The 26,704-nt window shown below is 31.6% G+C and carries 24 protein-coding genes, 2 pseudogenes and 1 riboswitch; of the genes and pseudogenes, 16 read left to right on the plus strand and 10 right to left on the minus strand.

Annotation, left to right across the window (positions count from 1 at the left end):
• Positions 1–4: 4 nt before the first annotated feature.
• Positions 5–103, plus strand: coding sequence for a hypothetical protein (locus IDG66_RS07150; RefSeq protein WP_001792089.1), 99 nt, complete (start codon positions 5–7; stop codon positions 101–103).
• A 990-nt stretch (positions 104–1,093) separates the two neighbouring features.
• On the opposite strand, the gene IDG66_RS07155 is transcribed toward IDG66_RS07150, so the two are convergent.
• The 3 genes from IDG66_RS07155 to IDG66_RS07165 form a co-directional block, all read right to left on the minus strand.
• Positions 1,094–2,050, minus strand: a complete 957-nt coding sequence (locus IDG66_RS07155) for a prolipoprotein diacylglyceryl transferase (protein WP_000956135.1) — start codon at positions 2,048–2,050, stop codon at positions 1,094–1,096.
• A gap of 117 nt (positions 2,051–2,167) precedes the next feature.
• Complete coding sequence (locus IDG66_RS07160) at positions 2,168–2,830, minus strand: hypothetical protein (RefSeq protein WP_000394698.1); 663 nt, start codon at positions 2,828–2,830, stop codon at positions 2,168–2,170.
• A gap of 142 nt (positions 2,831–2,972) precedes the next feature.
• Positions 2,973–3,380, minus strand: a complete 408-nt coding sequence (locus IDG66_RS07165) for a general stress protein (RefSeq protein WP_000763768.1) — start codon at positions 3,378–3,380, stop codon at positions 2,973–2,975.
• A 179-nt stretch (positions 3,381–3,559) separates the two neighbouring features.
• Positions 3,560–3,662, plus strand: a riboswitch (purine riboswitch).
• 230 nt (positions 3,663–3,892) lie between these two features.
• On the opposite strand from IDG66_RS07165, the gene xpt reads away from it, so the two are divergent.
• The 5 genes from xpt (at position 3,893) to IDG66_RS07190 (ending at position 10,427) form a co-directional block, all read left to right on the plus strand.
• The gene (xpt, locus tag IDG66_RS07170; RefSeq protein WP_000421410.1) at positions 3,893–4,471 is read left to right on the plus strand and encodes a xanthine phosphoribosyltransferase; all 579 of its coding nucleotides are present in this window, start codon (positions 3,893–3,895) and stop codon (positions 4,469–4,471) included.
• On the plus strand, positions 4,471–5,739 hold the full coding sequence (gene pbuX, locus IDG66_RS07175) for a xanthine permease PbuX (protein WP_000793023.1): 1,269 nt from the start codon (positions 4,471–4,473) through the stop codon (positions 5,737–5,739). Before xpt ends, pbuX begins: the two co-directional genes overlap by 1 nt.
• Before the next feature lie 37 nt (positions 5,740–5,776).
• Entirely contained in the window at positions 5,777–7,243 is a 1,467-nt protein-coding gene (guaB, locus tag IDG66_RS07180; protein ID WP_000264071.1) for an IMP dehydrogenase, read from the plus strand.
• Between the two features lie 24 nt (positions 7,244–7,267).
• Positions 7,268–8,809 carry a glutamine-hydrolyzing GMP synthase gene (guaA, locus tag IDG66_RS07185; RefSeq protein WP_032099408.1) on the plus strand — a complete coding sequence of 514 codons (1,542 nt, stop codon included), beginning with the start codon at positions 7,268–7,270 and terminating at the stop codon, positions 8,807–8,809.
• Between the two features lie 511 nt (positions 8,810–9,320).
• Entirely contained in the window at positions 9,321–10,427 is a 1,107-nt protein-coding gene (locus tag IDG66_RS07190; RefSeq protein ID WP_000361524.1) for an Abi family protein, read from the plus strand.
• 625 nt (positions 10,428–11,052) lie between these two features.
• On the opposite strand, the gene IDG66_RS07195 is transcribed toward IDG66_RS07190, so the two are convergent.
• Together IDG66_RS07195 and IDG66_RS07200 are read right to left on the minus strand one after the other, a co-directional pair.
• Entirely contained in the window at positions 11,053–11,445 is a 393-nt protein-coding gene (locus tag IDG66_RS07195) for a hypothetical protein (RefSeq protein WP_000888757.1), read from the minus strand.
• 21 nt (positions 11,446–11,466) lie between these two features.
• Positions 11,467–11,946, minus strand: a complete 480-nt coding sequence (locus IDG66_RS07200; RefSeq protein ID WP_000704946.1) for a hypothetical protein — start codon at positions 11,944–11,946, stop codon at positions 11,467–11,469.
• Between the two features lie 922 nt (positions 11,947–12,868).
• On the opposite strand from IDG66_RS07200, the pseudogene IDG66_RS07205 reads away from it, so the two are divergent.
• Positions 12,869–13,204 (plus strand): annotated as a pseudogene (locus IDG66_RS07205) (hypothetical protein); the annotation flags it as partial.
• 1,103 nt (positions 13,205–14,307) lie between these two features.
• Positions 14,308–16,134, plus strand: a complete 1,827-nt coding sequence (locus tag IDG66_RS07210) for a DUF262 domain-containing protein (protein WP_000542272.1) — start codon at positions 14,308–14,310, stop codon at positions 16,132–16,134.
• Between the two features lie 537 nt (positions 16,135–16,671).
• Here the strand turns inward: IDG66_RS07210 and IDG66_RS07215 are convergent.
• The 3 genes and pseudogenes from IDG66_RS07215 to IDG66_RS07225 form a co-directional block, all read right to left on the minus strand.
• Positions 16,672–17,094: a hypothetical protein gene (locus tag IDG66_RS07215; protein ID WP_000843946.1), complete on the minus strand. Its 423-nt coding sequence runs from the start codon at positions 17,092–17,094 to the stop codon at positions 16,672–16,674.
• A pseudogene (locus tag IDG66_RS07220) lies at positions 17,095–17,679 on the minus strand (SAR2788 family putative toxin); the annotation flags it as partial.
• A gap of 268 nt (positions 17,680–17,947) precedes the next feature.
• The gene (locus tag IDG66_RS07225; protein WP_000248840.1) at positions 17,948–18,100 is read right to left on the minus strand and encodes a hypothetical protein; all 153 of its coding nucleotides are present in this window, start codon (positions 18,098–18,100) and stop codon (positions 17,948–17,950) included.
• 362 nt (positions 18,101–18,462) lie between these two features.
• Here IDG66_RS07225 and IDG66_RS07230 point away from each other — a divergent pair, with 362 nt between their 5' ends.
• From IDG66_RS07230 to IDG66_RS07240, 3 genes are all read left to right on the plus strand, one after another.
• On the plus strand, positions 18,463–18,870 hold the full coding sequence (locus IDG66_RS07230; protein ID WP_000423526.1) for a DUF2992 family protein: 408 nt from the start codon (positions 18,463–18,465) through the stop codon (positions 18,868–18,870).
• Positions 18,871–18,916: 46 nt separating this feature from the next.
• Positions 18,917–19,399: a 2-thiouracil desulfurase family protein gene (locus IDG66_RS07235; RefSeq protein ID WP_000600865.1), complete on the plus strand. Its 483-nt coding sequence runs from the start codon at positions 18,917–18,919 to the stop codon at positions 19,397–19,399.
• A gap of 199 nt (positions 19,400–19,598) precedes the next feature.
• The gene (locus IDG66_RS07240) at positions 19,599–20,288 is read left to right on the plus strand and encodes an NYN domain-containing protein (RefSeq protein WP_000416469.1); all 690 of its coding nucleotides are present in this window, start codon (positions 19,599–19,601) and stop codon (positions 20,286–20,288) included.
• Positions 20,289–20,578: 290 nt separating this feature from the next.
• Here IDG66_RS07240 and IDG66_RS07245 read toward each other — a convergent pair whose 3' ends face one another.
• Both IDG66_RS07245 and IDG66_RS07250 read right to left on the minus strand, forming a co-directional pair.
• Positions 20,579–20,938, minus strand: a complete 360-nt coding sequence (locus IDG66_RS07245; protein ID WP_001021621.1) for a DUF1304 domain-containing protein — start codon at positions 20,936–20,938, stop codon at positions 20,579–20,581.
• An 18-nt stretch (positions 20,939–20,956) separates the two neighbouring features.
• Positions 20,957–21,802 (minus strand): SDR family oxidoreductase, encoded by an 846-nt coding sequence (locus IDG66_RS07250; protein WP_001024374.1) that lies wholly within the window; start codon positions 21,800–21,802, stop codon positions 20,957–20,959.
• Between the two features lie 471 nt (positions 21,803–22,273).
• Here IDG66_RS07250 and IDG66_RS07255 point away from each other — a divergent pair, with 471 nt between their 5' ends.
• From IDG66_RS07255 to IDG66_RS07275, 5 genes are all read left to right on the plus strand, one after another.
• The gene (locus tag IDG66_RS07255; RefSeq protein ID WP_000669009.1) at positions 22,274–22,954 is read left to right on the plus strand and encodes a superantigen-like protein SSL1; all 681 of its coding nucleotides are present in this window, start codon (positions 22,274–22,276) and stop codon (positions 22,952–22,954) included.
• Between the two features lie 285 nt (positions 22,955–23,239).
• Positions 23,240–23,935, plus strand: a complete 696-nt coding sequence (locus IDG66_RS07260) for a superantigen-like protein SSL2 (protein WP_000782839.1) — start codon at positions 23,240–23,242, stop codon at positions 23,933–23,935.
• Positions 23,936–24,225: 290 nt separating this feature from the next.
• Positions 24,226–25,296 carry a superantigen-like protein SSL3 gene (locus tag IDG66_RS07265; protein WP_000784029.1) on the plus strand — a complete coding sequence of 357 codons (1,071 nt, stop codon included), beginning with the start codon at positions 24,226–24,228 and terminating at the stop codon, positions 25,294–25,296.
• 118 nt (positions 25,297–25,414) lie between these two features.
• Positions 25,415–25,552 carry a hypothetical protein gene (locus IDG66_RS07270; protein ID WP_001791691.1) on the plus strand — a complete coding sequence of 46 codons (138 nt, stop codon included), beginning with the start codon at positions 25,415–25,417 and terminating at the stop codon, positions 25,550–25,552.
• A gap of 108 nt (positions 25,553–25,660) precedes the next feature.
• Positions 25,661–26,608, plus strand: a complete 948-nt coding sequence (locus IDG66_RS07275) for a superantigen-like protein SSL4 (protein ID WP_000705630.1) — start codon at positions 25,661–25,663, stop codon at positions 26,606–26,608.
• Positions 26,609–26,704 lie beyond the last annotated feature (96 nt).

Below are 26,704 nucleotides of genomic sequence, written 5' to 3' on the forward strand. Positions count from 1 at the left end.
GCATTTGCAATTAAATGTAAACATGATGAAATTCGACCGTTGGCATAAGGGAATTTGTAAACAAATCGTTTTGAATTTAGTAGAGAAAGGTGAAAAGGGTTAATAGTGTTATGACCTAGTCGATTAAAGTTGATATTTGAAAATGAAGCAGGGAATTAAACGCAATAAATTAAATAAGTTGTCATTACAGCGTTAATAATAGAAATGATTTTAACGGGAAAAAAGTGATGAATATTTGGAAAAGATATATATCGTGTACTGTCATGAGAGATAAGATATGAGAAAACAAATGTATCCTTGAATCGAGATGTGGCTATGGCGGTTTAATAAAAATTGCTAACCTCATATTTATTGAATAAAAAGATAATAAATGATCAACCTTGAAAAGACACTTCGAACAAACACGTTGTAAAAAATTCTGTCGAATCAAAATTAGCATCTTTTGAGGGTTCGTGTGTGCAGGTGGTAGTTCAAAAGCTACCGTAAAACAAATATTTTTGTTTGAGCAAAAAGGCGTTTGTAGAAAATGTGAATATGAGTGTGCCCTTGTGCGATTCGTCAGTTACTAACACAGCCAAACATTTAAATTGAATGGGCTTATAAGATGAATTAATTTAGGAATACACAGAAGCCATCCCATTTAAAAGTAACATACTACAAAAATTTATTCAAAATTCAATATTAATCATAATGAATAATTAAAAAACCTGAAACAAATTAGTTTGATATGCTCTCTTCAAAGTAGATATTGAAAGGAGTATATCAGCTTGTTTCAGGTTTTATGAATTGAGTATTAAATTTGAAAGTAAATTACAGTTCTATAGTTTTATAAAAGATCAGTTTTTAAATCAAAGCTATATATTATTGAGTATTACAGGCTGGGACATAAATCAATGTTCTATGCTCTACGAAGTTATATTGGCAGTAGTTGACTGAACGAAAATGCGCTTGTAACAAGCTTTTTTCAATTCTAGTCAACCTTGCCGGCGGGGCCCCAACAAAGAGAAATTGGATTCCCGATTTCTACAGACAATGCAAGTTGGGGTGGGACGACGAAATAAATTTTGCGAAAATATCATTTCTGTCCCACTCCCTACAAGTTGAATAAACGTGCGAAGAAACCTTTTTTCTCTTCTTGAGGTTTTGGTTCTGACATTTCAGACTGTGAAGCTGTGCTGTCATTTTCTGCTTTCGCTTCCAATGAATCGTTCGAAGTAGCTTGTTTAGAAGCTTCTGCATGGGCTTCTGCTACTTGTTGTTCAGCATCATGTTGCGCTTCTGCATCTATTGTAGCTTCTTTATTTGAAGTCTCAGCTGCATTGCCATTTTTAGACTGCTCAACGCTGGCTTTTTCAATTGCTTCAGTTGCAGAAATTTGATCCTCTTTATCTACTTTAGTAGTAGTGCCATCGCCTGCATTGTCTGCTTTAGTATCCGTCTTAGCGTCTGTTGACGTATTCACTCCAGCAACCTTCGAATCTTTACTGTCAGCTTTATCTTCAGTAACAGCATTCTTTTCAACTTTATTTGTTGATTCAGCCAATACTTTAGCTTGAGATGCTTGTGCTTCTTGGATAGCCTCTTGTGATGTTTGGATAGCTTTTAAGGATTCGCTATTTGAATCGATTTTAGATGTAAGTTGATTTTGAAGTTCTTTTAATTCTTGTTGTTGCTGATGTACTTGATTCATCATTTGACCAAGTAGGTGACGTTCTTCGCGCATTTTCTGGATTTCTAGGCGTAAATCTTCTACTAATTGAGCGACATTTTGATTAGTAGGTAAGTTTTTGTCATCGTTTTTGACAATGACTTGCAGGAAGTCTTTTTCTTTTTCTAATTCATCAAACGCTAGATCATAACTATTTGTTTGTTTTACTTTGTCGGCAATGTCTTTGAAAAGCTCGATATCTTCTTCTTTGAAATCAGTTGCTTCACGACCACGATATTCAGTCTTGCTTAGTTGGTAACCACGTTCTTCTAAATGTTGAACAATTTTACGGACTTGCTTCTCACTTAGTTCTACGCGTTGTGCAAATTCTTTAGTTAACATACTTTAAAGTCCTTTCTGCATATGCTTTATGTATACTGACGTTTGTCTACGGGCAGTGAAACGTCAGTCTTGCTTCATACATAGTTTAAACGTTATTGTTAGTGATTTCAAGTTTGTTTAAAATGGTTTACGTAAATCCATTTCTTCTAATAAAGCATAAATAATTTCACGTGCGATACCATTTGCAAATACATACTTCAAAATATAATTTGATTTAACACTTGTACCGTAGATATCCTTTGTCAGTTTAATATTTTTCTTTAAAAATAAGTCCACTTTTTTAGTGTGACCATCATTAGTTGGATGAATGTAATCAATTTCAGTTTGTCTTTCAAATTGATGTTCGTATAAAAACTGTCTACGGTGTTCAATAATGAGTCCATTATCTTGTGTTAAATCTGCAGGTTCTTTAGGGACTTCCATCATTAAAAAGTTAATACTTCTAGAATGAACAAGGTTTGATAATAAGTTTAGTTCATGTTCAATTTGATGTAATGTTTGCGTCATTAACTCATCATGGTTGGGTAGGTCTTTTGCGAATAAATAAATTAAAAATGCTGAATTGGTTGTGGCTTCATAATGTGCAGTTGCTAGACTGACAACAACATCGTTTTCTAAGCCTACGATAAAGACATAATCGTTTTCGGTTTTGTTGTTTTCTAATGAGCGTTTGATGATACGTTTATCTTCAGTTAAAGATAAATTTAACTTAGTATCGTAAAGTTTAAGTGCTTCGTTGTAATGTGGATCTTTGACAGATTGAATGGTTTTAAATTCCATAAGAACACCTCCCCAATTTAAATAATATTATAGCATAATCGCCTGCTGTAAAAGACTGTTCATAAACTTTTAAATGGTATAAAAAACTGTACTATCTTAAATTAGACAGTACAGTAATCTCATTTTGAATTCAGTGTGATAACTAAGCTTTGGGACCTTTAGATGCTTCAGCAAAATGTGTAATATCAATCTCTTCATAAGCTGAATTATTTTCATGCACTTCTTGATGTGATGATTTGTCACGAACCGCTACAACTAACATTTTATCGTCTAAAATAAGTTGTTTATATTTTTCTAATTCATCAGGCGCTAAGTTGTAACGTGATAAAACTGCATGTTCACCATCTTCTCCTGTTAACAGTTTAGTCATTCTATCACTAAATGTTCCACTTGTTGAGATAAGGGAGATTTCAGAGTCGTGTAAGTCATTTAGGTGTAATTTACTTTTACTAATAATTGTTAGCTCTGATTCTAAATAACCTTCAGATTTCTTTTGATTGATTACGTTGTATAATTCGCCAGTGTCATTTACTACAGTAATATCTGCCATAGTTGTCGCCCCTTTAAAAATTTGTTTATTTAATCTTTTACCCTTCTTATTATAAAGTAAAACCCTTACATTATTAAGTTATAAGTCTTCATTCGCATTAAACGTCTCTGTACATTTATAAAACTATTAAAAGATTACCTAAGCAGTTATTGAAAAAATGCCGAAAATTTGCTATTATCGTTAAATAATTTACATAAACTCATATAATCTAAAGAATATGGCTTTAGAAGTTTCTACCATGTTGCCTTGAACGACATGACTATGAGTAACAACACAATACTAGGAGTAGCTTCAGCCATTAAATTGTAACCATGGTGGGTGATTTATATCATTTTATATGATGGTCACAGTTTATTTGATGAAACTTCTTTTACATTGATTGCATGACAAATTCGTTATGCATGTTCGTTCACTCATAAACCCTGAAACTATTATTTAGTTTGGGGATTTTTTTGTATCTAGCACCAATTTAAGAGCAAAATGTTTCACACAAATCTGAGGAGGTTTTAAGAGTGGAGTTACTAGGACAAAAAGTAAAGGAAGACGGCGTTGTCATTGATGAGAAGATTTTAAAAGTCGATGGATTTTTAAATCATCAAATTGATGCAAAGTTAATGAATGAAGTTGGTCGCACTTTTTACGAGCAATTTAAAGATAAAGGGATTACTAAAATCTTAACCATTGAAGCTTCCGGTATCGCACCTGCAATCATGGCTGCACTGCATTTTGATGTGCCATGTTTATTTGCGAAAAAAGCAAAACCTAGCACTTTGACGGATGGTTATTATGAAACATCTATTCATTCATTTACTAAAAATAAAACAAGTACGGTCATTGTTTCAAAAGAATTTTTATCAGAAGAAGATACTGTACTCATCATCGATGACTTTTTAGCAAATGGTGATGCTTCATTAGGATTATACGATATCGCACAGCAAGCGAATGCTAAGACAGCTGGTATTGGTATTGTTGTTGAAAAGAGTTTCCAAAATGGGCATCAACGTTTAGAAGAAGCAGGTTTAACAGTTTCTTCTCTCTGCAAGGTTGCTTCACTAGAAGGAAACAAAGTGACATTGGTGGGAGAAGAATAATGAAAAATTTAATCCTAAGTGTTCAACATCTTTTAGCTATGTACGCAGGTGCCATCTTAGTTCCAATCATTGTTGGTACAAGTTTGAAGTTTACACCTGAACAAATCGCTTACTTAGTTACAGTAGATATATTTATGTGTGGGGTTGCCACATTTTTACAAGCCAATAAAGTAACAGGAACAGGATTACCAATCGTTCTTGGATGTACATTCACGGCTGTTGCGCCCATGATTTTAATTGGTCAAACGAAAGGAATAGATGTACTTTATGGTTCGCTATTTTTATCAGGGATATTAGTTATTATCATCGCGCCTTTCTTTTCACATCTTGTAAAATTCTTCCCACCAGTAGTAACGGGTAGTGTTGTTACTATCATTGGTATCAATTTAATGCCAGTAGCAATGAATTACTTAGCTGGAGGTCAAGGTGCAAAGGACTATGGAGATGTTAAGAACATTTTGTTAGGTTTAATGACATTAATCATTATTCTTGTTTTACAAAGATTCACAACTGGATTTATTAAGAGTATTGCCATATTAATTGGACTCGTTTTAGGAACGATAGGTGCTGGCTTACTTGGGATGGTCGATATTAATCAAGTCAATCATGCCGGTTGGTTAGGCATCCCAGTGCCGTTTAGATTCTCTGGATTTAGCTTTGATGTGACATCGACGTTAGTGTTCTTTATTGTAGCTATCGTTAGTTTAATTGAGTCGACAGGTGTCTATCATGCGTTAAGTGAAATTACCGGTAAGAAGTTAGAAAGAAAAGATTTTCGTAAAGGTTATACTGCGGAAGGTCTAGCGATAGTGTTAGGTTCTATATTCAATTCATTTCCGTATACAGCCTATTCGCAAAATGTAGGACTTGTTTCTTTATCCGGCGCTAAGAAAAATAATGTTATATACGGCATGGTCGTGTTATTACTTATATGTGGTTGTATACCTAAGCTTGGTGCATTAGCAAATATCATACCGCTACCTGTGTTAGGTGGTGCGATGATAGCTATGTTTGGCATGGTAATGGCATATGGTGTTAGTATATTAGGTCATATCGATTTTAAAAATCAAAACAATTTATTAATTATCGCTGTATCAGTAGGATTAGGTACTGGTATAAGCGCTGTACCACAAGCATTTAAAGGTTTAGGTGAACAATTTGCATGGTTGACTCAAAACGGAATTGTTTTAGGCGCAATCTCTGCAATTATTCTTAATTTCTTTTTTAATGGAATAAAGTATAAACAAACGGAAGAAAATGTGAAATAATATAACTAATTAATTTGAAAAATGGAGGCTGTTTTTAATGTGGGAAAGTAAATTTGCAAAAGAATCATTAACGTTTGATGATGTGTTATTAATTCCAGCACAATCTGATATTTTACCGAAAGACGTTGATTTAAGCGTACAATTATCAGACAAAGTTAAATTAAATATTCCAGTTATTTCTGCTGGTATGGATACTGTAACTGAATCTAAAATGGCGATTGCTATGGCTCGTCAAGGTGGTTTAGGTGTTATTCATAAAAATATGGGCGTTGAAGAACAAGCGGACGAAGTTCAAAAAGTAAAACGCTCAGAAAATGGTGTCATTTCAAACCCATTTTTCTTAACGCCAGAAGAAAGCGTTTATGAAGCAGAAGCATTAATGGGTAAATACCGTATTTCAGGTGTACCAATTGTTGATAATAAAGAAGATCGCAACTTAGTAGGTATTTTAACAAACCGTGACTTACGTTTTATTGAAGACTTCTCGATTAAAATTGTAGATGTAATGACGCAAGAAAATTTAATTACAGCTCCAGTGAATACAACACTTGAAGAAGCAGAAAAAATTCTCCAAAAACATAAGATTGAAAAGTTACCATTAGTTAAAGACGGACGTCTAGAAGGTCTTATTACTATTAAAGATATTGAAAAAGTAATCGAATTCCCTAATGCAGCAAAAGATGAACATGGTCGTCTACTTGTAGCCGCAGCAATCGGTATTTCAAAAGACACTGATATTCGTGCTCAAAAATTAGTCGAAGCAGGTGTGGATGTCTTAGTTATCGATACAGCACATGGTCACTCTAAAGGCGTTATCGATCAAGTGAAACATATTAAGAAGACTTACCCAGAAATCACATTAGTAGCTGGTAACGTAGCAACTGCAGAAGCAACAAAAGATTTATTTGAAGCGGGTGCAGATATTGTTAAAGTTGGTATTGGCCCAGGTTCAATTTGTACGACGCGTGTTGTAGCAGGTGTTGGTGTACCACAAATTACAGCAATTTATGATTGTGCAACTGAAGCACGCAAACATGGTAAAGCTATCATTGCTGATGGTGGTATTAAATTCTCAGGAGATATCATTAAAGCATTAGCTGCTGGTGGACATGCGGTTATGTTAGGTAGCTTATTAGCAGGTACTGAAGAAAGCCCAGGCGCAACAGAAATTTTCCAAGGTAGACAATATAAAGTATACCGCGGTATGGGCTCTTTAGGTGCGATGGAAAAAGGTTCAAACGACCGTTACTTCCAAGAAGACAAAGCGCCTAAGAAATTTGTTCCTGAAGGTATCGAAGGACGTACGGCATATAAAGGTGCGTTACAAGATACAATTTACCAATTAATGGGCGGTGTGCGTGCTGGTATGGGTTATACTGGTTCACACGATTTAAGAGAATTACGCGAAGAAGCACAATTCACACGTATGGGCCCTGCTGGTTTAGCAGAAAGTCACCCACATAATATTCAAATTACGAAAGAATCACCGAACTACTCATTCTAATTAAGATAAAGGAGAACGACAAATATGGAAATGGCAAAAGAACAAGAGTTAATCCTTGTCTTAGACTTTGGTAGCCAATACAACCAATTAATTACACGCCGAATTCGTGAAATGGGCGTTTATAGTGAATTACACGATCATGAAATTTCAATTAAAGAAATTAAGAAAATGAATCCAAAAGGTATTATCTTATCAGGTGGTCCAAATTCAGTTTATGAAGAAGGTTCATTTACAATTGATCCGGAAATATATAATTTAGGAATTCCAGTACTTGGTATTTGTTACGGCATGCAATTAACTACTAAATTACTAGGTGGTAAAGTTGAGCGTGCCAATGAACGTGAATACGGTAAAGCAATCATTAATGCGAAGTCAGATGAGTTATTCGCTGGCTTACCAGCAGAACAAACTGTTTGGATGAGTCATTCTGATAAAGTTATTGAAATTCCAGAAGGCTTTGAAGTTATCGCTGATAGCCCAAGTACAGACTATGCAGCAATCGAAGATAAGAAACGTCGCATTTATGGTGTTCAATTCCATCCAGAAGTACGTCATACAGAATATGGTAATGATTTGTTAAACAACTTCGTACGTCGTGTTTGTGAGTGTAAAGGTCAATGGACAATGGAAAACTTTATCGAAATTGAAATTGAAAAGATTCGTCAACGCGTAGGCGACCGTCGTGTATTATGTGCGATGAGTGGTGGCGTAGATTCATCTGTTGTTGCTGTATTATTGCATAAAGCAATTGGGGATCAACTAACATGTATCTTTGTAGACCATGGCTTACTTCGTAAAGGTGAAGGCGACATGGTTATGGAACAATTCGGTGAAGGGTTCAACATGAATATTATTCGTGTTAATGCGAAAGATCGTTTTATGAATAAATTAAAAGGTGTTTCAGATCCTGAACAAAAACGTAAAATCATTGGTAATGAATTTGTATATGTATTTGATGATGAAGCATCAAAACTGAAAGGTGTAGACTTCCTTGCGCAAGGAACACTTTATACAGACGTTATCGAATCAGGTACCAAGACAGCACAAACAATCAAATCACATCACAATGTTGGTGGATTACCAGAAGACATGGAATTCGAATTAATCGAACCAATCAATACATTGTTTAAAGATGAAGTACGTAAATTAGGTATTGAATTAGGTATTCCAGAACATTTAGTGTGGAGACAACCATTCCCAGGACCTGGTCTTGGTATTCGTGTACTTGGAGAAATTACTGAAGATAAACTAGAAATCGTTAGAGAATCAGACGCGATTTTACGCCAAGTGATTAGAGAAGAAGGTCTTGAAAGAGAAATTTGGCAATACTTCACAGTGTTACCAAACATTCAATCAGTAGGTGTTATGGGAGACTACCGTACGTATGATCACACAGTAGGTATTCGTGCAGTAACATCTATCGACGGTATGACAAGTGACTTCGCACGCATCGATTGGGAAGTCTTACAAAAGATTTCTAGTCGTATCGTAAACGAAGTAGATCACGTCAACCGCGTAGTCTATGACATTACATCAAAACCACCAAGCACAATTGAGTGGGAATAATTATATATAGCAAATGATAGGCTGGAGTTACCGTTACTATGCGGTTTCCAGCCTTTTTGGTGTGCTTGGCATGGGCAACATCATGACGTGAAATAATGGGAATCATCTCTTTCTTATATTTTGAGACGGAGATGATGAGAAGTTAGACAAAAATGTAGAAGAAGTATTTAACGACAATCCTAGTCATACAATGATTGTAGATGATATCCGTTAGAGGAGTGAGAGAAAATTTATTTGTTACTAAGAGACAAGAGTTTTAAATAAATATCTTTTGTACTACATAAAAGAAAGTGGTCGTTATCATAGAATATTTGGCGATAAGGTAAATCTGATTATGTTAGAACCTATATTTATTGATGATTTAGTGAGGTTTGAGAAGACAAGAATGATTGAATTACAATTGACAATTGACACCCCTTAGATTAATATTAATTTATTAGAAGTCAACTAACGCCTCTTAGCAATGCGAAACACAGTTGGCCTTTTTTTTGTAATAGGAGAATTTATAGTTATGGATAAATCACTTGAAATTAACTTAAAAGAATTAGAAGGCATAATGTATAAAGAAAAAGTAATCGACGTTAAAGAGTATGATAATTTAAAAGTAACTTTTGAGACACTAAACGATGCTCCTAAAAGTGAAATACCCACTCCCTTTACAATAGAACAAATGTTATATAAATTAGAAACTAAAAATTTATATTTTCCTGAAATTAAGTCAAAAGAAAAATGTGTGGAGCTTTTACATAGTGTTGGCTATTATAATTTGAAGCATTTTATGTATAATGAATTTGGTAAAGATGAGCCGAAAAATTTTGATGAAGTATATATACTTTATAAATTTGATAGATATTTATTGAAACAATTATTTAGTTTAGTAAATATGTTGGAAACTCATATAAGAAATATTATTTTAGAAGTATATATGTTAGAAATTGAGTATAATAACAAGCCTTCGACACTGTTCTATTTAGATAAAGATTTATATTTTGAGAAAGTTAATGATGAGTATAAATATTCTGCCAAAAAGCTAAAAGAGTTCAATAGGTTACAAAATGTTTTTTGGAGAGCTATAGAAAAAAAGAAAAGTAACGATAACGTTAAACATAATATTAAAAAATACAATATTATACCAGCTTGGGTTTTATTCCAAAATTTTAGTTTTGGAGATTTGTCTACTTTTTATAGAACTACATTACCAACTTATAGAAATAAAGTAAGTAAGCGAATTGAAAATTTAATAGAAAAAAATACTGGTATAAGCATAAAACTTCCAGAAAAGTTATTGTGTGCATGGTTGAATAGTATCAGGTTTTTGAGAAATAGAATAGCTCACACAGATATAATTTATGGAATTAATTTTACAAACACCTGTGCAAAACATCATAGTGATGAGGAAATGTATGTAAATATAGAAAAGTATAAATATCAGCAAAGGTTAGTTACATTTTTATTAGCTATGAAGAAAATATTTATGAGTATGCCAGAAAATAATATTATTGAATGGAATGAGACTCTAACTAAGATAGAGAATAAATGTTCAGAACATAACTTTATTAAACTTTCTAGGTTAGGAGTTATTGAAAATAACCTTTCTTACTTTAAAATAACTAAATAAAAAATAGCGCACACTAATAACTAAGTGATTGTCTTTTTATGCTGAATAATGCCCTGTGTTGTAGTTAGAAAGATTTTCAAATAACACTATATTTATAAAAATGTTGAATTATAATATGGTCGGTTTATTTTATAGGAGTAATAAAAAGCATTTATCTTTTATCCGCCACAAATAATGAGTAAATGTACCTTGCTTTCAATGTTGATATTTTACAACCTTGTAGAGTTGATTTGATATATCATCTCATACGTTGTAGGCAATGAATACGTAAATTATGCAGTGACATGAACTGTTGAGAAGTATAGAGCATTGAAAATCTTGATATATCAATAGTTATAAACTGGTACAAATTAACGAAAAGTACTCTTGTCATCGAGTGGGAATAATTATATATAGCAAATGATAGGCTAGAAGTACCGTTATTACGCGGTTTCTAGCCTTTTTTGGTGCGATTGGTATGGGCAACATCATGTGATGAAATGATGGGAGTTATATCTGTAGAAATTGGCGTACCAATTTCTTTATGTTGGGGCTCCGCAGTCAACTACTACCAATATAAGATTGTAGAGCCTACGATTTGGATTTTATGTCCTGGGATCGGTTTCCTATTCTTATTAAATAGTATTTAAAAATCTATACTATCTATATTGAAATTTTTATTTATGGTTATGCCATAACTACTTTGTATTTCCGGTACTAAACTTTGCAATATTGGGTAATAGTTATTAGCGAAACCAATAATAATGGAATTAATCACATTGATACTAAGTTCTTTATCTTCAGGTAATGCATTTTCTATTATTTTGATTAAGTCTATATATTTTATTTCATCAGAATTTTTATGTGCTAAATACTTCATAAAATCAGTTTGCACTTTTTCGAAAACACTATATCTTAAGTCCATTTGTACAAATATTAAGCTGACAGTTTTAGTTTCGAATTGACTTTGACCCAAAACTGAAGCAAGTTCTTCTATTGATTGATATAGCAATCTGATATCGCCGTTATCTTCAAGCATATGAAACACTCCTTTAACATTTTAGAATAACCATGCAATGGCTTCTTTGACTACAGTTGAGATTATTCCAGCATCACTTTTACTTAGACCGGCATTTATTGCGCCTCGTTTAACTGCATCACCGACAGCGTTAGCTGGTACTTCTGACCATTTTAGCAATGGTTTCAATTCTTTTACAATACCTGAATACCCTTTATCAAAAATAGTTGCAGCTTTTTTGCCACCAACTTGTTGTATGACATTTTTTGCTTTGCCCCTATTATTAATAATTAGCTTTATAGCAGTTTTAACTACTTTTGTTCCGCCAATTCGTTGTTGTGCTTCTGGATTCATTGGCAAGTTAGGATTGCGATTAATTTTCACACCATTTATATTTTCATAACTTTGGTGAGCAGTTTTTGTATTGTTTGTCTGTATTTCATTTGCGTTAGTTAAAGGTGAAACAGACGTTAATAAAACGGCAGTCAAGACTAGTGAACCAATAGCTTTTGTGATTTTCATTATACATTTATCTCCTTTAATAGTGAATTTGCAAAACCAAATGTTTGAAATATAAGTAAATAATCATTAAAAAAACAAAGTGAGTGAAAGGTCCTAATTCGTATAACTAGCATTTAATAATTTAATTAATCGTTTTCACCAAAATAGAAAATGCCACTTAACACAATTATTAAAAGTAATGTAACTATGAAAGAAGTCCAAGCTAATACAAGTGAACATATTAAAAGTACTAATGAAGTGACTGTTTGTAAGAACCCAAAAAGTAAAGATTCCATTATATAAGCAAAATAAATAGTTAGTGAAAAAATTGCTACAGCAAGTAACATTTGCCCTATGATTTTCAAAATTCCAGTTGTGTAGCCAGTAACTAATAAATTTTTCACATGAACTTGATTACCATATTGCCATCCCGTTCATAAAATAGTTTAGAAGAGATTGCTATTAAATTTAATTGTTTTGCATAAGTGTCAGAATATTATTCTTAACTGTTAAGAGTCGTTAATTTATTTAAATCTATTAAGATTGTTAGAGATTATTATGCGCTGGGAAACGCCACTGTTACAGTGGAAGAGGAATTTGGATAACTAGATATGTTAATCGTAAATGTGGCGTCGTGAAACACGACTTCAACATCTTCGATCAATCTATCTTTGAGATTGGTCGAAGATTGAAACATATGTAAGAAAACGACATAGTTTATGGAAAGCTCGGTAAGTAGTTGAAAAATCAATCTAGATTGAAATCATGCATATCGTTTAATAAAATTTTTCGGAGAAATAAAAACTTACTAAAAACGAAAAGGTTTATTTGATTTATTTACTTGTATATTGTAAATGGTTAAAATGAGTCTATAGATTATGTAGAGAACTCTAGTATGCCTTTTGAGTATATGTGGGATTCTTTCTTTATATAAAAGGAGTTCGGAGTGGCAACACTAAAAGATGTAAAGACTGGTAAAAAGGAAATTTTGCCATCAACTGCAAAAGATAAAAATGGTAAAAATGTTACGTTAATTTATTTTGAAAAAGACGGTAAATTAGGTTTTTATGTGCAGAAAACACAAAAAGAACGTGGAGTAGGGAAATGCGTTTCTGGTATAGCGGGTGGCGCAGTGACAGGAGGCACTACTTTAGGTCTTGCAGGTGCAGGAGTAGGAACAGTTACTATTCCAGTAATTGGGACAGTTAGTGGAGGCGTAGTTGGAGCTGTTGGTGGTGCTGTCGGCGGTGGTCTAACCGGTGGAGCCACATTCTGCTAATAGTGTAGGAGTGATACCATGAAAAAATTTTTTAATCTATGGGTATGTTCGTTCTTATTTTTAGTAATAATATCATGGGTAATAATTAGTATAAAATTTGGTAATATCAGCACGATGCAAATATTAATTTCTAATCTGTTTATATTTATTGCTTATTTACTATATTTAGTTAAGTTCATTCGTTTCAAAAAAACAGTGGCGATCAGTAAACAAGTATAAAGAAAGTCGATTTTGTCTTTCTCTCGAACATATATAAGTTTATATAGATGTAGAGCTATTTTTTATTTGTAAATTATTTTGTAATTGAAAATGAGTATGAACATGTTCTCCAATCAACAGAGTATGTCTCGGAAGAAATCTATTATACTTATGTGAATAAGTCATAATGTCAGACATATATATAATAAGACGAATAGATTGTAAATAGCTTTTTACTTTTAATTGTTGATATTCCAATATTAGTACCTATATTTATTGAAGATATAGTGAGATTTGAGGATAGATGTATTTTAAATTATAGAATTGATGATTTATTTCAAATATTAATGGAATTATATTTGAAAATTAATAACACTTAGATTAATATTAATTTATCAGAAGTCAGCTAACGCCTCTTAACAATGCGAAACATAGCTGGCCTTTTTTTGTAATAGGAAAATTTATAGTTATGGCTAAATCACTTGAAATTGACAAATCTATAATTAAATACGCACGTAAGTAATTTTGATCGTTCATTGTTATTGTTTTATGTTTTAGGAAATGTGCTATTGAAAGGTTTAAAGATGATTGGAATTTCTTGGTTTCTTGACTTATATAGTTAGAAAGAGGGCGTTGTCCTTAATGGCATTTCTGAGATCAGAAATGCTATTAATAAACATTTGGAATATACAAATATAACTGAAGAATGTATTTAAAAACTTAGAATGTATATCTATCCTTAAATAGTTGTAGTACTATTGATCTTTAAACATAAGATGTAAATGGAAAAGATATTGTATTTTAACAACATTTCAATTTATAATATATTTGTATGTCATATTTCTAGCAATTTTTATAGTTTTATAGCTATTTAATTCGTATTTGAGATAAAAGGAGAGGTTTGGATGGGATATAGAATAGAAACAAGAACGTTTGAAGAGTTAGAAGGAAAATTAAAGTTACCAACTTTTCAAAGAGCACTAGTTTGGTCTAATAATCAAAAGCAAGAATTTTTCTCAACGCTGAAAGATGGTTTTCCTTTTGGTTCTATTCTGTTATACGAATATGAAAATGATAATAAATACAGTCTTATTGATGGCCTGCAAAGGTATTCTACAATGGTAGATTTCATGGAGAATCCAACAAACTATATTGAATTTGAAGATTTTACATTGAAAATTGCTGAATTGTATAAAGGGGCATCAGAGAGTACAAAAGCAGAAGTAGTTAATTATGCCGAAGATATTCTGCTGAAAATTATTGAAAAATATATTGATTCTACAAAAGAAAATGTAAAAGTAAATGAACTAGCTAAAAAAATGGTGGATAAATTTCCAGTATTAGGTGAAACAGATATTAGAGATGAAATCACTCAAATACAGTCAGATGTTATTACTTATTTTAATAATCAACTAGATATTAGTAATGTCAAGATTCCGTGTATCTTCTTTGAAGGAGAAGAGACTGAATTGGCAGAAGTTTTTCAAAGGTTAAACAGTGGAGGTAAAAAGTTATCGAAGTATCAAGTTTTTGCTGCACATTGGGACAGATATGAAGTTGAATTGGGAGATTTAAAGTATAGTGATGAGATACTTAAAAATGTAATAGAAAGGTACGAAAGATTAAATAATGATAGAGGTATCTTAATTGAAAATTTTGACCCTAAAGAAATGGAGACGTCAAGAGTAATTAATTTATCTGAATTATGTTATGGACTTGGTAAAGTGATTTCTGATGAATTACAAGCATTTTTTAAAGAGTCAACAGAAGATATATGCAATGAATTAGGATTTCAAACAATGCTAATTGTATTTGGCATTCCTACAAATAAGATGAATGAGTTACCATATAAATATCAATATATGAAGAATAAAAATAATATAGAAATCTTGTTTGAAAAAATTGTGAAGATATATAAAATAATAAATAACAAGTTTAAAGAAGCTTTCTCTATGGTAGTATCGTCAAGAGAAGATAAATATGAAACTAAATCTTTTACTAGATTACAAATAATGTCATTCTTTTCATCTTTATGGATCTCATCGTATAGTATTGAATTAGATGAAAATAAAAACACATTTTCTATTAAACAAACTAAATCTTTGAAAAAAAATCAACAAGTGATTTTGTCTAATATCATAATTTATGCAATTTATGATGTGATAAGAAAGTACTGGTCAGGAACAGGTGATCGAAAATTAATGGATATATACATATCTCAAAACAATAGATATTTAAAGCCGTTAGCAAAAGAAGTGTTTAGAAATGAGCTACTTAGATGGAATGAAGAGAATATAAATAAGACAAGTATTAATATTCAAACGGATGAGAAGATGATCATTACTTTTATTGCTAATAAATTTAGAAGCTTCTATTCATCTTTGAATGATAATTTAGATTATGAACATATTTTTTCAAGAAAATTATACAAGCTGCATAAAGGTAATGCAATAATCCCTGCTGGATCTTTAGGTAACATCATGTTACTTGACTCTGGTATTAATAGAAGAAAAAAAGAAAAATTTCTTTATTCAGCAATAGATATTGATAAGGCATCTATTACGGGAACTATAGAAAATCAGTATGTTAACAACAGTTTTTATCCAGATAAAAGAACAATAGATACTATTGAAATAGATATAATTGATGAAAAATATGATAGTTTAATAAAAATGATCAAAAATCGTGGTGATAAATTAATAGAAGAAGTTGTTAGAGAATTATATAAATAAGTTTGATATATCTTGCTTTTTATTATCACGCTAGTTGATGGTATCTTTAAAGTGTGTATTACCTGATTGATATCAATACCAGGTATCGAATGAATATTTTTAAAATAATTGAGTTGTTGTGCTAATTGAATCATGGCATCATTTAATTGTTTGATACGATGGATAGATTGTTTTAATTGTTTAGGCGGCCTTTGTTGGTCGCCATTTTTATATAATAATATAAATGACCAAACCACAGCACCTATTAATTTAAGAGTGAGGTCATTTTTAAAGGTAAAAAAGGAGTAATTTTATATATTAAAATGATATATAAAACAAGTAGTATTAGTATGTTGTGAATTGTTATAGAATTTGACTTGTTAGCAATTTCGTAGTTATTGTAATAGCAAGTACTGTATGGTTTTATTTTTTAAAGGTAGTGAAATAATATTGGATTTTTGAAGTGAAATATTTGTAGATGGATACAACGAAGCATATTAGAAATACAAAAGGAACGATGAAATTAAATGTCCATCATTCCTTATGCCTAGTAGTTTTTTAGTTAATATATTTAATTGCTAACTTATTATTAGGGTCTCTTTCAAGAATTTTATTTGCGACCAATTGAATATTCTCATGTGAAATCATATTAAAGTCTGGTTCTCCAAGGATTTCTAAAAATTCGTATAATAAATTAGCATTATTAAATTGCGAAATCTCTAACGATTGCCAATAATGATAGTATGCTAAATCATAGGCATTATCTATGTAATTGAAATGAAAGTGATAGATGCTTGCGACCATTTCATGATATTCAATTGTATTTATTTGATTCGCAAGATTTGATAAATATGATACTAATTTTTCATCTGAAATTTCGTTCGACATAAAGTATGTTAGAATATTCTCCATATCTTTATTCTCTAACATATTTTTTAATTCAGTTGGTAATAAATTTAATAGAATGTTAACGCTTTTCATTTATTTAACCCATCCATTCGATATATATATTGCCATTTTTTCGTGTATAAGTTATGACTACAGTTCTATCACTCATGACAAGTGTTTTTTGGTATGCGGACTTTTTGTATCGGCTTTGCTTTCCATACCTCATAACATGCGACATTACTTTAGAAACATCTTTCCAATTGTTTTTAGTAACTTTATTCCAATTATGTTTACTAGCAAGAATATGTTTTCTTTTATTAGCTCCTAGATTGGCTACAGAAGGTAAAAATTTACCAAAACTCTTTGTTTTGATAGCGGTTTGAGTTGCTTTTTTTCCATATGTTTTAATTGCATAGTTTATTCCGTATCAGCTACTGCAGCTAATATTACTAATGGCAATGCAGAAGATTTAGCTTCAATTGAGTTGAATTTTATTATTTCGCCAGTTTCTTTGTCGATTAATGTAGCTTCATATTCTTCATTTTCAAATTGTTCTACGAAAACGTCATAATCCTTATTTATTAGTTTTCCATTTTCATCGACGTATCTGCCCTTATCATCCATAGTATTAGTATTCAAATCATATTGAATATTTTTATCTAAATCAATATCTTTTTTCGTTTTTCCACTAACGTCTTTTTCAAGCTTTATATTTACAATTTTTAAGCAGAAGTATCCCATTATTTCAAGGTCTGATTTATCTATAATTAAATACGTACGTATGGAATTTTGATCGTTCATTTTTATTGCTTTATGTTTTAGGAAATGTGCTATTGAAGGGTTTAAAGATGTTTGGAATTTCTTGGTTTCTTGACTTATATAGTTATGAAAGAGGGCGTTGTCCTTTATAGCATTTCTGAGATCAGAAATGCTATAAATAAAGTGATTAAGATTTTTTGTTTTCATGTAATTTAAGAAATGGATTTGTTTTTTGTGGGTTATTTTTAATTCTATTATGAAATGGTTTGAATTTTGCAGTTGCAAATATGATAGCTGCTTCTTTTGACAAAGTAATAGAACCTTTTTCTTCTGGTACCATGATATTCACTCCTTGTACAATTCAATTTAAGTATTATAAAATAATTTTACTATACAATTACCTTTGTGTAAATCGTTTCTTATTGTTACCAAATTATTTGTTTAAAAGCATTATGCAATGCCAATCAACACTAATGGGGTGTAAGTATTTCCCTGTTAATATTTTATTAGCGTTATTTACATATACCTTCTGTAATGTGAATTTTTAAAATTACAGTTTACATGTAACGTTGTGCAATATATTCTGTATATAGAAGTGTAAAAACACAATTGGGTTGGTAGTCCCAATGCAGTTTTAAAACTGTCAGTAACCTTCCTCCTCGGGTCGTCCGTCATTTCTAATAAAACTAGAGGAGGGATAGCATGGAGCTATCTATTTTTTACAATGGGCAATTTTTTGTAGCATTGGTAGAATATAAAATGGAAAATAAATCTAAATTTATCCAATACACATTTGGGAATGAACCTGATGATATAGAGGTATTGGATTTTATTCATCATCAATTAATGAAAATGATTGATGATGTGCAAACTATTGTTTATACGAAAAATATTTCTAGAAAAGTAAACCCGAAAAAACTACAACGACAAATTGCTAAGGAGCAAAAGAAACCTAAATATTCTACCCAAGCACAAATAGCTATTAAGAAAGAATTAGAATTAAAGAAAAAGCAAAAGCGGAAGCGCTATAAAGAAAAACGTGATGCATTTCAAAAAAGAAAAAGAGAAATTAAAAAGGTTAAAGCAAAAGAGAAGCATAAGGGGCATTAGCGATACGACAAATAAATTAAAACAAATAGATTTATAGGTGGTTGGGATGATTTTAATTAGTTCGTGTTTGATAGGCGATAATGTAAGATACGATGGTGGTAATCAATTGAATGTTAGATTGAAAAAATTAATAGACAGCGGAAAAGCTATTCACGCATGTCCAGAATTACTTGGTGGATTATTAATTCCTAGAGAACCTGCAGAAATTATTGGTGGCGATGGTTTTGATGTATGGAATGACGCTGCAAAGGTTGTTACTATTTCGAACAAAGACGTAACTGACGATTATAAACATGGAGCAATAGTTACATTAAAAATTTTGAAAAAATATCAATGTGATACAGTTATTTTAAAAGCAAATAGCCCATCATGTGGATCACAAGAGATATATGATGGGAATTTTACAGGAAATAAGAAAAAGGGTGTAGGTGTGGCAACTGCTTTACTCATTAATGAAGGTATAAAAGTTTATGATGAAAATACGTTTTTTGACCAAAACATGAATGAAACGATAGTACATGAAAAGTAAGTATTGAGGATATACGTAATAAACCAAACATTTAAGTTGTAAGATACTTTATAAAATATTTTTTAAAATCGTTGAAATGATATTCAAGTTGTGATAATATATCGGTACAGATAATTTTGTTAACAGATCCATGAGAGTAGGAACCCCACCATACGGGAATTTCGAAATCATGGATTTTTTGATATAAAGGAGTGATGTAATGGAAAAAGTAGCCATTTTAGTAGATGGTGGATACTATAGAAAGATAAGCGCAAAAGTCTACGGAAAAGTTACAGCGAAAGAAAGAGCTGACGAGTTATATAGTTATTGCAATAGACACTTAAAAGAGACACATTTCAAAGAAGAAATATATAATAAATTATACAGAATATTTTACTATGATTGTCCTCCTATTGATAAGATAGTTTATCACCCCTTATTAAAAAAGAATGTAAATTTTTCCAATACTGATACGAAAAAGTGGACAGAAGACTTTTTCAAAGAAATGAGCAAAAAAAGAAAGGTAGCATTGAGGTTAGGAGAGTTGAGTGAGTATTCAGTTGAATACAACTTAAAATACTCTATTACAAAAAAATTATTAAATGGAAGTATCGATTTAAATGATTTGAAAGAAAAAGATTTTTCCCTATCATTACAACAAAAAGGTGTTGATATGAAAATAGGTTTAGACATAGCTTCATTATCATTTAAACATCAAGTAGATAAAATTATTTTAATAGCTGGTGATAGCGATTTTGTACCTGCTGCTAAACTAGCAAGAACAGAAGGAATTGATTTTGTATTAGATTCTTTAGGGGCAGATATTAGAAACAACTTGTCATTACACATTGATGGTAGGCGTACTTGTGATGAAAAATTTAAATTTTATTTAAATCAACTATTTAAATAATAATTTTTTTAAAACGCATCTTCTACTTTACAGACGTTTATAGCTATTAGTATTTATCAGCTAAAAATTAAATCAGATATGGGTTTTCGTCATTAAATAATTTTTCTATAAGGAAACAGAGGCAACGTTACTGTCACCTCTGCTTGAAATAATTAGGATGAAATACTCTGAGTCTAAAGTCCACACCCAATTCGCTCACATCCTCCAAACCTCCAAACCTCCAAACCTCCAAACCTCCAAACCTCCAAACCTCCAAACCTCCAAACCTCCAAACCCCCAAACACCAATATTTACCAAAGCATTGATATGAGTGCCAATACTGGCAATGTACCTTGTTTGAAAAAGATACTAATATTGCTTGAAAGGCCACCATAAATAGCAACGCCAATGATATACACTAAAATAGCTGCGCATATTTCTTTTGGATTACTGCTGATAAACAAACCGTATATTAGCAAAATTCCGATTAAACCGTTATATACGCCTTGGTTCTTCAAAAGTAGGTTAATATTTTTGTCTTTCAATTTATCGACGCTTATATTAAATGTCTCGCTAGTCTTTTTGGAAGTTGTAGCAATCGTTTCAAGGTACATAATATAGAAAAACTCTAATGCCACAAATATGATTAAAATTGTTGAGATGATATTCACTGTAACGCTCCTTTATTATTAAATATTTTCTTGTAAAAATGATTGCAGTGTCTGTGGTTGATCATTGACTAATTGTTGGAAATCATTGGATTCTTGGTCTAATAGTCCTCTTGCTCCTGCGTCGTACATTGATGCCAATAATGCACCAAAGCCTTTAGGTTCATCGTACATTTCTGCAAATGTCTCTAATGAAACGGGCTCATATTTAATTTCTGTGCCTGATGCCTCAGATAAAATTGCAGCAAGTTCTTTCATATCATAACTGTAGCCTGATAATAAATAGCGTTTGCCCCAAGTATCTGGATTTTTAATAATAGCAATGACACCTCTAGCAATATCATTTCTAGTAATATAATTAATACGACCATCACCAGCTGGATAAATCAGTTTATGCATATTCATCAATTCTGGTAAATATGGTTTAAGTGGATCCATGTACATTGCCATTCTTACATAGGTATAGTCAATACCACTTGTTGCCAATAGACGTGCTGCATAACCAAAATAAGGACTCATATGGAATGGATTATTATGCTGATCTGCGTAATAACCTATGAAAATGATATGAGCAACGCCACTTTGCTTTGCCGCATATACTAAATTTTCCACTTCTGGAATACGTTTGAATGATGGATGGATAATACTTGGAATAAACACAACGGTATCCATTCCTTTAAATACCTCTACCATGCTTTCGGGATTAAAATAATCTAATTGTCGAACAGGAACTTTTCCGCGCCAATCTTCTGGAACTTTCTCAACATTTCTAACACCAATGTGAAAATGATCTATGTGATTTGCAATGGCTTGATTTGTAATATGTGTGCCTAAATGACCTGTAGCACCTGTTAACATAATATTCATTCACTTCATCTCCTAATCTTTATATACATAACATAATACTTATTCGATTGTTTTCAAAACATTTGATTTTATAAAAAATTGTAATCTGTATTTATTATCGCTGTGTATAGTAAATACGTATATGTTATTAATGTTGAAAATACCGTAATGACGCGTTTTAGTTGATGTGTATCACTAATATCTTTGGAAATTTTAATCAGGTACTACGACAATATGATGTCTGTTTTGTGTCTGAAAGTTTTACAGTTTTTAAAATAAAAATGGTATAAAGTGTGATTTGTATAAAAAAGAGTCTCGACGGATAAGAATTGATTAATAACAGTTAGCATTTTATTAATTACCTTAACAATGATTCAAGTTTAGTTAAATGAGGTTTAATTTGAAAGGGGATAGCGCCTCAATATAATGTAGGTAGATTGTTCATATTACGTAATTGAAAAATCAAATTTAAATAGATTGGGGCTAAAAATTATGAAATTTAAAGCGATAGCAAAAGCAAGTTTAGCATTGGGAATGTTAGCAACAGGTGTAATTACATCGAATGTACAATCAGTACAAGCGAAAACAGAAGTTAAACAACAAAGTGAGGCTGATTTAAAACTTTATTATAATGGACCAAGTTTTGAATATAAAAAAGTAACTGGATATGGATTTATTGAAGGTAAAGATAGATTTATTGATTTTATATACAATGGACAATATAATAAAATATCTTTAGTTGGTTCTGATAAAGATAAATATAATGAAGAAGTTAACCCAGATATAGATGTGTTTGTCGTTAGAGAAGGAAACGGTAGACAAGCTGATAATCATTCGATTGGTGGCATAACAAAAACTAATAGAGGAGTGTATTATGACTATATACACACACCAATCCTTGAAATCAAGAAAGGTAAAGAAGAACCACAAAGTAGTCTATACCAAATTTATAAAGAAGACATCTCACTAAAAGAACTTGATTTTAAATTAAGAAAGCAATTAATTAGTCAAAGTGGCTTGTATTCAAATGGTCTTAAACAAGGTCAAATTACAATTACAATGAATGATGGCACAACACATACAATCGATTTAAGTCAAAAACTTGAAAAAGAACGTATGGGCGAGTCTATCGATGGCAGACAAATACAAAAAATTCTAGTAGAAATGAAATAATACTTTCTAACAACAAAGCGCTATGTTGAATAGTGCTTGTTATGGAAATATATGGAAGTTAAGCGACGTACTGTTGCTTAGCTTCTTTTTTTGAGGGGAAAAGTTACAAAACTCACACAAACAGTCGCACCACGCATTATCTTTTGCTTAAATAGCTTAATCATATTTTATGAATAGTTAAAAACAGGTTAATGTGAATATCTGAATACAGCTCCTATAATATGGGTGTATGGTTCAAATTACGTAATAAAACAATCTAATTATAATAGATTGGAGCATACAGCTATGAAAATGAAATCAATTGTAAAAATAAGTTTGTTATTAGGAATATTAGCAACAGGTGTAAACACTACAACGGAAAAACCAGTTCATGCCGAAAAGAAACCTATTGTAATAAGTGAAAATAGCAAAAAATTAAAAGCTTATTATACTCAACCTAGTATTGAATATAAAAATGTGACAGGTTATATCAGTTTCATTCAACCAAGTATTAAATTTATGAATATCATAGATGGTAATTCTGTTAATAATATTGCTTTAATTGGCAAAGATAAGCAACATTATCATACGGGTGTACATCGTAATCTTAATATATTTTACGTTAATGAGGATAAGAGATTTGAAGGTGCAAAGTACTCCATTGGCGGTATCACGAGTGCAAACGATAAAGCTGTCGACCTAATAGCAGAAGCAAGAGTTATTAAAGCAGATCATATTGGTGAATATGATTATGACTTTTTCCCATTTAAAATAGATAAAGAAGCAATGTCATTGAAAGAGATTGATTTTAAATTAAGAAAATACCTTATTGATAATTATGGTCTTTACGGTGAAATGAGTACAGGGAAAATTACCGTCAAAAAGAAATACTACGGAAAGTATACATTTGAATTGGATAAAAAGTTACAAGAAGACCGGATGTCCGATGTTATCAATGTCACAGATATTGATAGAATTGAAATCAAAGTTAGAAAAGCATAACACACATACTTGACGACGAAATAATTTGAAATTGAAATAGAGAGGTTAAGTGACGATCAAACGTTGCTTAACTTCTTTTTAATGCTTAAAAATCATTTCAAAGGCACATAGAAACGCTATATTAACCTCATAATCACTCATTATTTTTTGCTTAAATTACTTAATAATACTTCAATAATTGTTAAAAGGGGTTTAATGTGATTATCTTAGAATGCCATCTATAATGATGTTGTATGATTCAAATTACGTAAAAAGACAATCGAATATAATATAGATTGGAGCATACAATTATGAAAATGAGAACAATTGCTAAAACCAGTTTAGCACTAGGGCTTTTAACAACAGGCGCAATTACAGTAACGACGCAATCGGTCAAAGCAGAAAAAATACAATCAACTAAAGTTGACAAAGTACCAACGCTTAAAGCAGAGCGATTAGCAATGATAAACATAACAGCAGGTGCAAATTCAGCGACAACACAAGCAGCTAACACAAGACAAGAACGCACGCCTAAACTCGAAAAGGCACCAAATACTAATGAGGAAAAAACCTCAGCTTCCAAAATAGAAAAAATATCACAACCTAAACAAGAAGAGCAGAAAACGCTTAATATATCAGCAACGCCAGCGCCTAAACAAGAACAATCACAAACGACAACCGAATCTACAACGCAGCAAACTAAAATGACAACACCTCCATCAACAAACACGCCACAACCAATGCAATCTACTAAATCAGACACACCACAATCTCCAACCATAAAACAAGCACAAACAGATATGACTCCTAAATATGAAGATTTAAGAGCGTATTACACGAAACCGAGTTTTGAATTTGAAAAGCAGTTTGGATTTTTGCTCAAACCATGGACGACGGTTAGGTTTATGAATGTTATTCCAAATAGGTTCATCTATAAAATAGCTTTAGTTGGAAAAGATGAGAAAAAATATAAAGATGGACCTTACGATAATATCGATGTATTTATCGTTTTAGAAGACAATAAATATCAATTGAAAAAATATTCTGTCGGTGGCATCACGAAGACTAATAGTAAAAAAGTTAATCACAAAGTAGAATTAAGCATTACTAAAAAAGATAATCAAGGTATGATTTCACGCGATGTTTCAGAATACATGATTACTAAGGAAGAGATTTCCTTGAAAGAGCTTGATTTTAAATTGAGAAAACAACTTATTGAAAAACATAATCTTTACGGTAACATGGGTTCAGGAACAATCGTTATTAAAATGAAAAACGGTGGGAAATATACGTTTGAATTACACAAAAAACTGCAAGAGCATCGTATGGCAGACGTCATAGATGGCACTAATATTGATAACATTGAAGTGAATATAAAATAATCATGACATTCTCTAAATAGAAGCTGTCATCGGAAAAACAAGAAGTTAAGTGACAACGGTTTACATGTTGCTTAGCTTCTTTTATTATGCGTAATGATGTAAAAAGACGAATATTCATTTGTTTGTAAAAGTGGCATTTCTATGTCTTAAAAGTGACGAAACTTCAAATGTGCCAAGTGTTGAATCACATCAAAATCATTTTTATTTAACGAACATTATGGATTTCTTAATTTACTTAACGATGATTCAAATATAGTTAAACAAGGTTTAATGTGAATGGAGCAATGCGCCATCTATAATAAAGCTGTATGATTCAATGAATGTAATCGAACAAATCTAATAATTACGAATGGAGCATACAACTATGAAAATAACAACAATTGCTAAAACAAGTTTAGCACTAGGCCTTTTAACAACAGGTGTAATCACAACGACAACGCAAGCAGCAAATGCGACAACACCGCCTTCAACTAAAGTGGAAACACCGCAACAAGTAGCAAATGCAACAACACCATCTTCAACTAAAGTGGAAGCACCGCAACAAGCAGCAAACGCGACAACACCATCTTCAACTAAAGTAGAAGCACCGCAATCAAAACCAAACGCGACAACACCATCTTCAACTAAAGTGGAAGCACCGCAACAAGCAGCAAACGCGACAACACCACCTTCGTCTAATGTAGACACATCACCACCACAATCGCCAACCACAAAACAAGTACCAACAGAAATAAATCCTAAATTTAAAGATTTAAGAGCGTATTATACGAAACCAAGTTTAGAATTTAAAAATGAGATTGGTATTATTTTAAAAAAATGGACGACAATAAGATTTATGAATGTTGTCCCAGATTATTTCATATATAAAATTGCTTTAGTTGGTAAAGATGATAAAAAATATGGTGAAGGAGTACATAGGAATGTCGATGTATTTGTCGTTTTAGAAGAAAATAATTACAATCTCGAAAAATATTCTGTCGGTGGTATCACAAAGAGTAATAGTAAAAAAGTTGATCACAAAGCAGGAGTAAGAATTACTAAGGAAGATAATAAAGGTACAATCTCTCATGATGTTTCAGAATTCAAGATTACTAAAGAACAGATTTCCTTGAAAGAACTTGATTTTAAATTGAGAAAACAACTTATTGAAAAAAATAATCTGTACGGTAACGTTGGTTCAGGTAAAATTGTTATTAAAATGAAAAACGGTGGAAAGTACACGTTTGAATTGCACAAAAAATTACAAGAAAATCGCATGGCAGATGTCATAGATGGCACTAATATTGATAACATTGAAGTGAATATAAAATAATCATGACATTCTCTAAATAGAAGCTGTCATCGGAAAAACAAGAAGTTAAGTGACAACGGCCTACATGTTGCTTAGCTTCTTTTGTTATGTTCGATG

The organism is Staphylococcus sp. EG-SA-18, from assembly GCF_017151825.1.
Classification (GTDB): domain Bacteria; phylum Bacillota; class Bacilli; order Staphylococcales; family Staphylococcaceae; genus Staphylococcus; species Staphylococcus aureus.

Excerpts from the sequence above, each read along its gene's own strand:
- IDG66_RS07255 (WP_000669009.1), top strand. The coding sequence starts at position 22,274 with ATGAAATTTAAAGCGATAGCAAAAGCAAGTTTAGCATTGGGAATGTTA.
- IDG66_RS07160 (WP_000394698.1), bottom strand. The coding sequence starts at position 2,830 with ATGGAATTTAAAACCATTCAATCTGTCAAAGATCCACATTACAACGAA.
- IDG66_RS07265 (WP_000784029.1), top strand. The coding sequence starts at position 24,226 with ATGAAAATGAGAACAATTGCTAAAACCAGTTTAGCACTAGGGCTTTTA.
- IDG66_RS07195 (WP_000888757.1), bottom strand. The coding sequence starts at position 11,445 with ATGCTTGAAGATAACGGCGATATCAGATTGCTATATCAATCAATAGAA.
- IDG66_RS07215 (WP_000843946.1), bottom strand. The coding sequence starts at position 17,094 with ATGAAAAGCGTTAACATTCTATTAAATTTATTACCAACTGAATTAAAA.
- IDG66_RS07225 (WP_000248840.1), bottom strand. The coding sequence starts at position 18,100 with ATGGTACCAGAAGAAAAAGGTTCTATTACTTTGTCAAAAGAAGCAGCT.
- IDG66_RS07235 (WP_000600865.1), top strand. The coding sequence starts at position 18,917 with ATGATTTTAATTAGTTCGTGTTTGATAGGCGATAATGTAAGATACGAT.
- guaA (WP_032099408.1), top strand. The coding sequence starts at position 7,268 with ATGGAAATGGCAAAAGAACAAGAGTTAATCCTTGTCTTAGACTTTGGT.
- IDG66_RS07165 (WP_000763768.1), bottom strand. The coding sequence starts at position 3,380 with ATGGCAGATATTACTGTAGTAAATGACACTGGCGAATTATACAACGTA.
- IDG66_RS07155 (WP_000956135.1), bottom strand. The coding sequence starts at position 2,050 with ATGTTAACTAAAGAATTTGCACAACGCGTAGAACTAAGTGAGAAGCAA.
- IDG66_RS07190 (WP_000361524.1), top strand. The coding sequence starts at position 9,321 with ATGGATAAATCACTTGAAATTAACTTAAAAGAATTAGAAGGCATAATG.
- IDG66_RS07200 (WP_000704946.1), bottom strand. The coding sequence starts at position 11,946 with ATGAAAATCACAAAAGCTATTGGTTCACTAGTCTTGACTGCCGTTTTA.
- IDG66_RS07260 (WP_000782839.1), top strand. The coding sequence starts at position 23,240 with ATGAAAATGAAATCAATTGTAAAAATAAGTTTGTTATTAGGAATATTA.
- IDG66_RS07240 (WP_000416469.1), top strand. The coding sequence starts at position 19,599 with ATGGAAAAAGTAGCCATTTTAGTAGATGGTGGATACTATAGAAAGATA.
- pbuX (WP_000793023.1), top strand. The coding sequence starts at position 4,471 with ATGAAAAATTTAATCCTAAGTGTTCAACATCTTTTAGCTATGTACGCA.
- IDG66_RS07250 (WP_001024374.1), bottom strand. The coding sequence starts at position 21,802 with ATGAATATTATGTTAACAGGTGCTACAGGTCATTTAGGCACACATATT.
- IDG66_RS07275 (WP_000705630.1), top strand. The coding sequence starts at position 25,661 with ATGAAAATAACAACAATTGCTAAAACAAGTTTAGCACTAGGCCTTTTA.
- IDG66_RS07210 (WP_000542272.1), top strand. The coding sequence starts at position 14,308 with ATGGGATATAGAATAGAAACAAGAACGTTTGAAGAGTTAGAAGGAAAA.
- IDG66_RS07230 (WP_000423526.1), top strand. The coding sequence starts at position 18,463 with ATGGAGCTATCTATTTTTTACAATGGGCAATTTTTTGTAGCATTGGTA.
- guaB (WP_000264071.1), top strand. The coding sequence starts at position 5,777 with ATGTGGGAAAGTAAATTTGCAAAAGAATCATTAACGTTTGATGATGTG.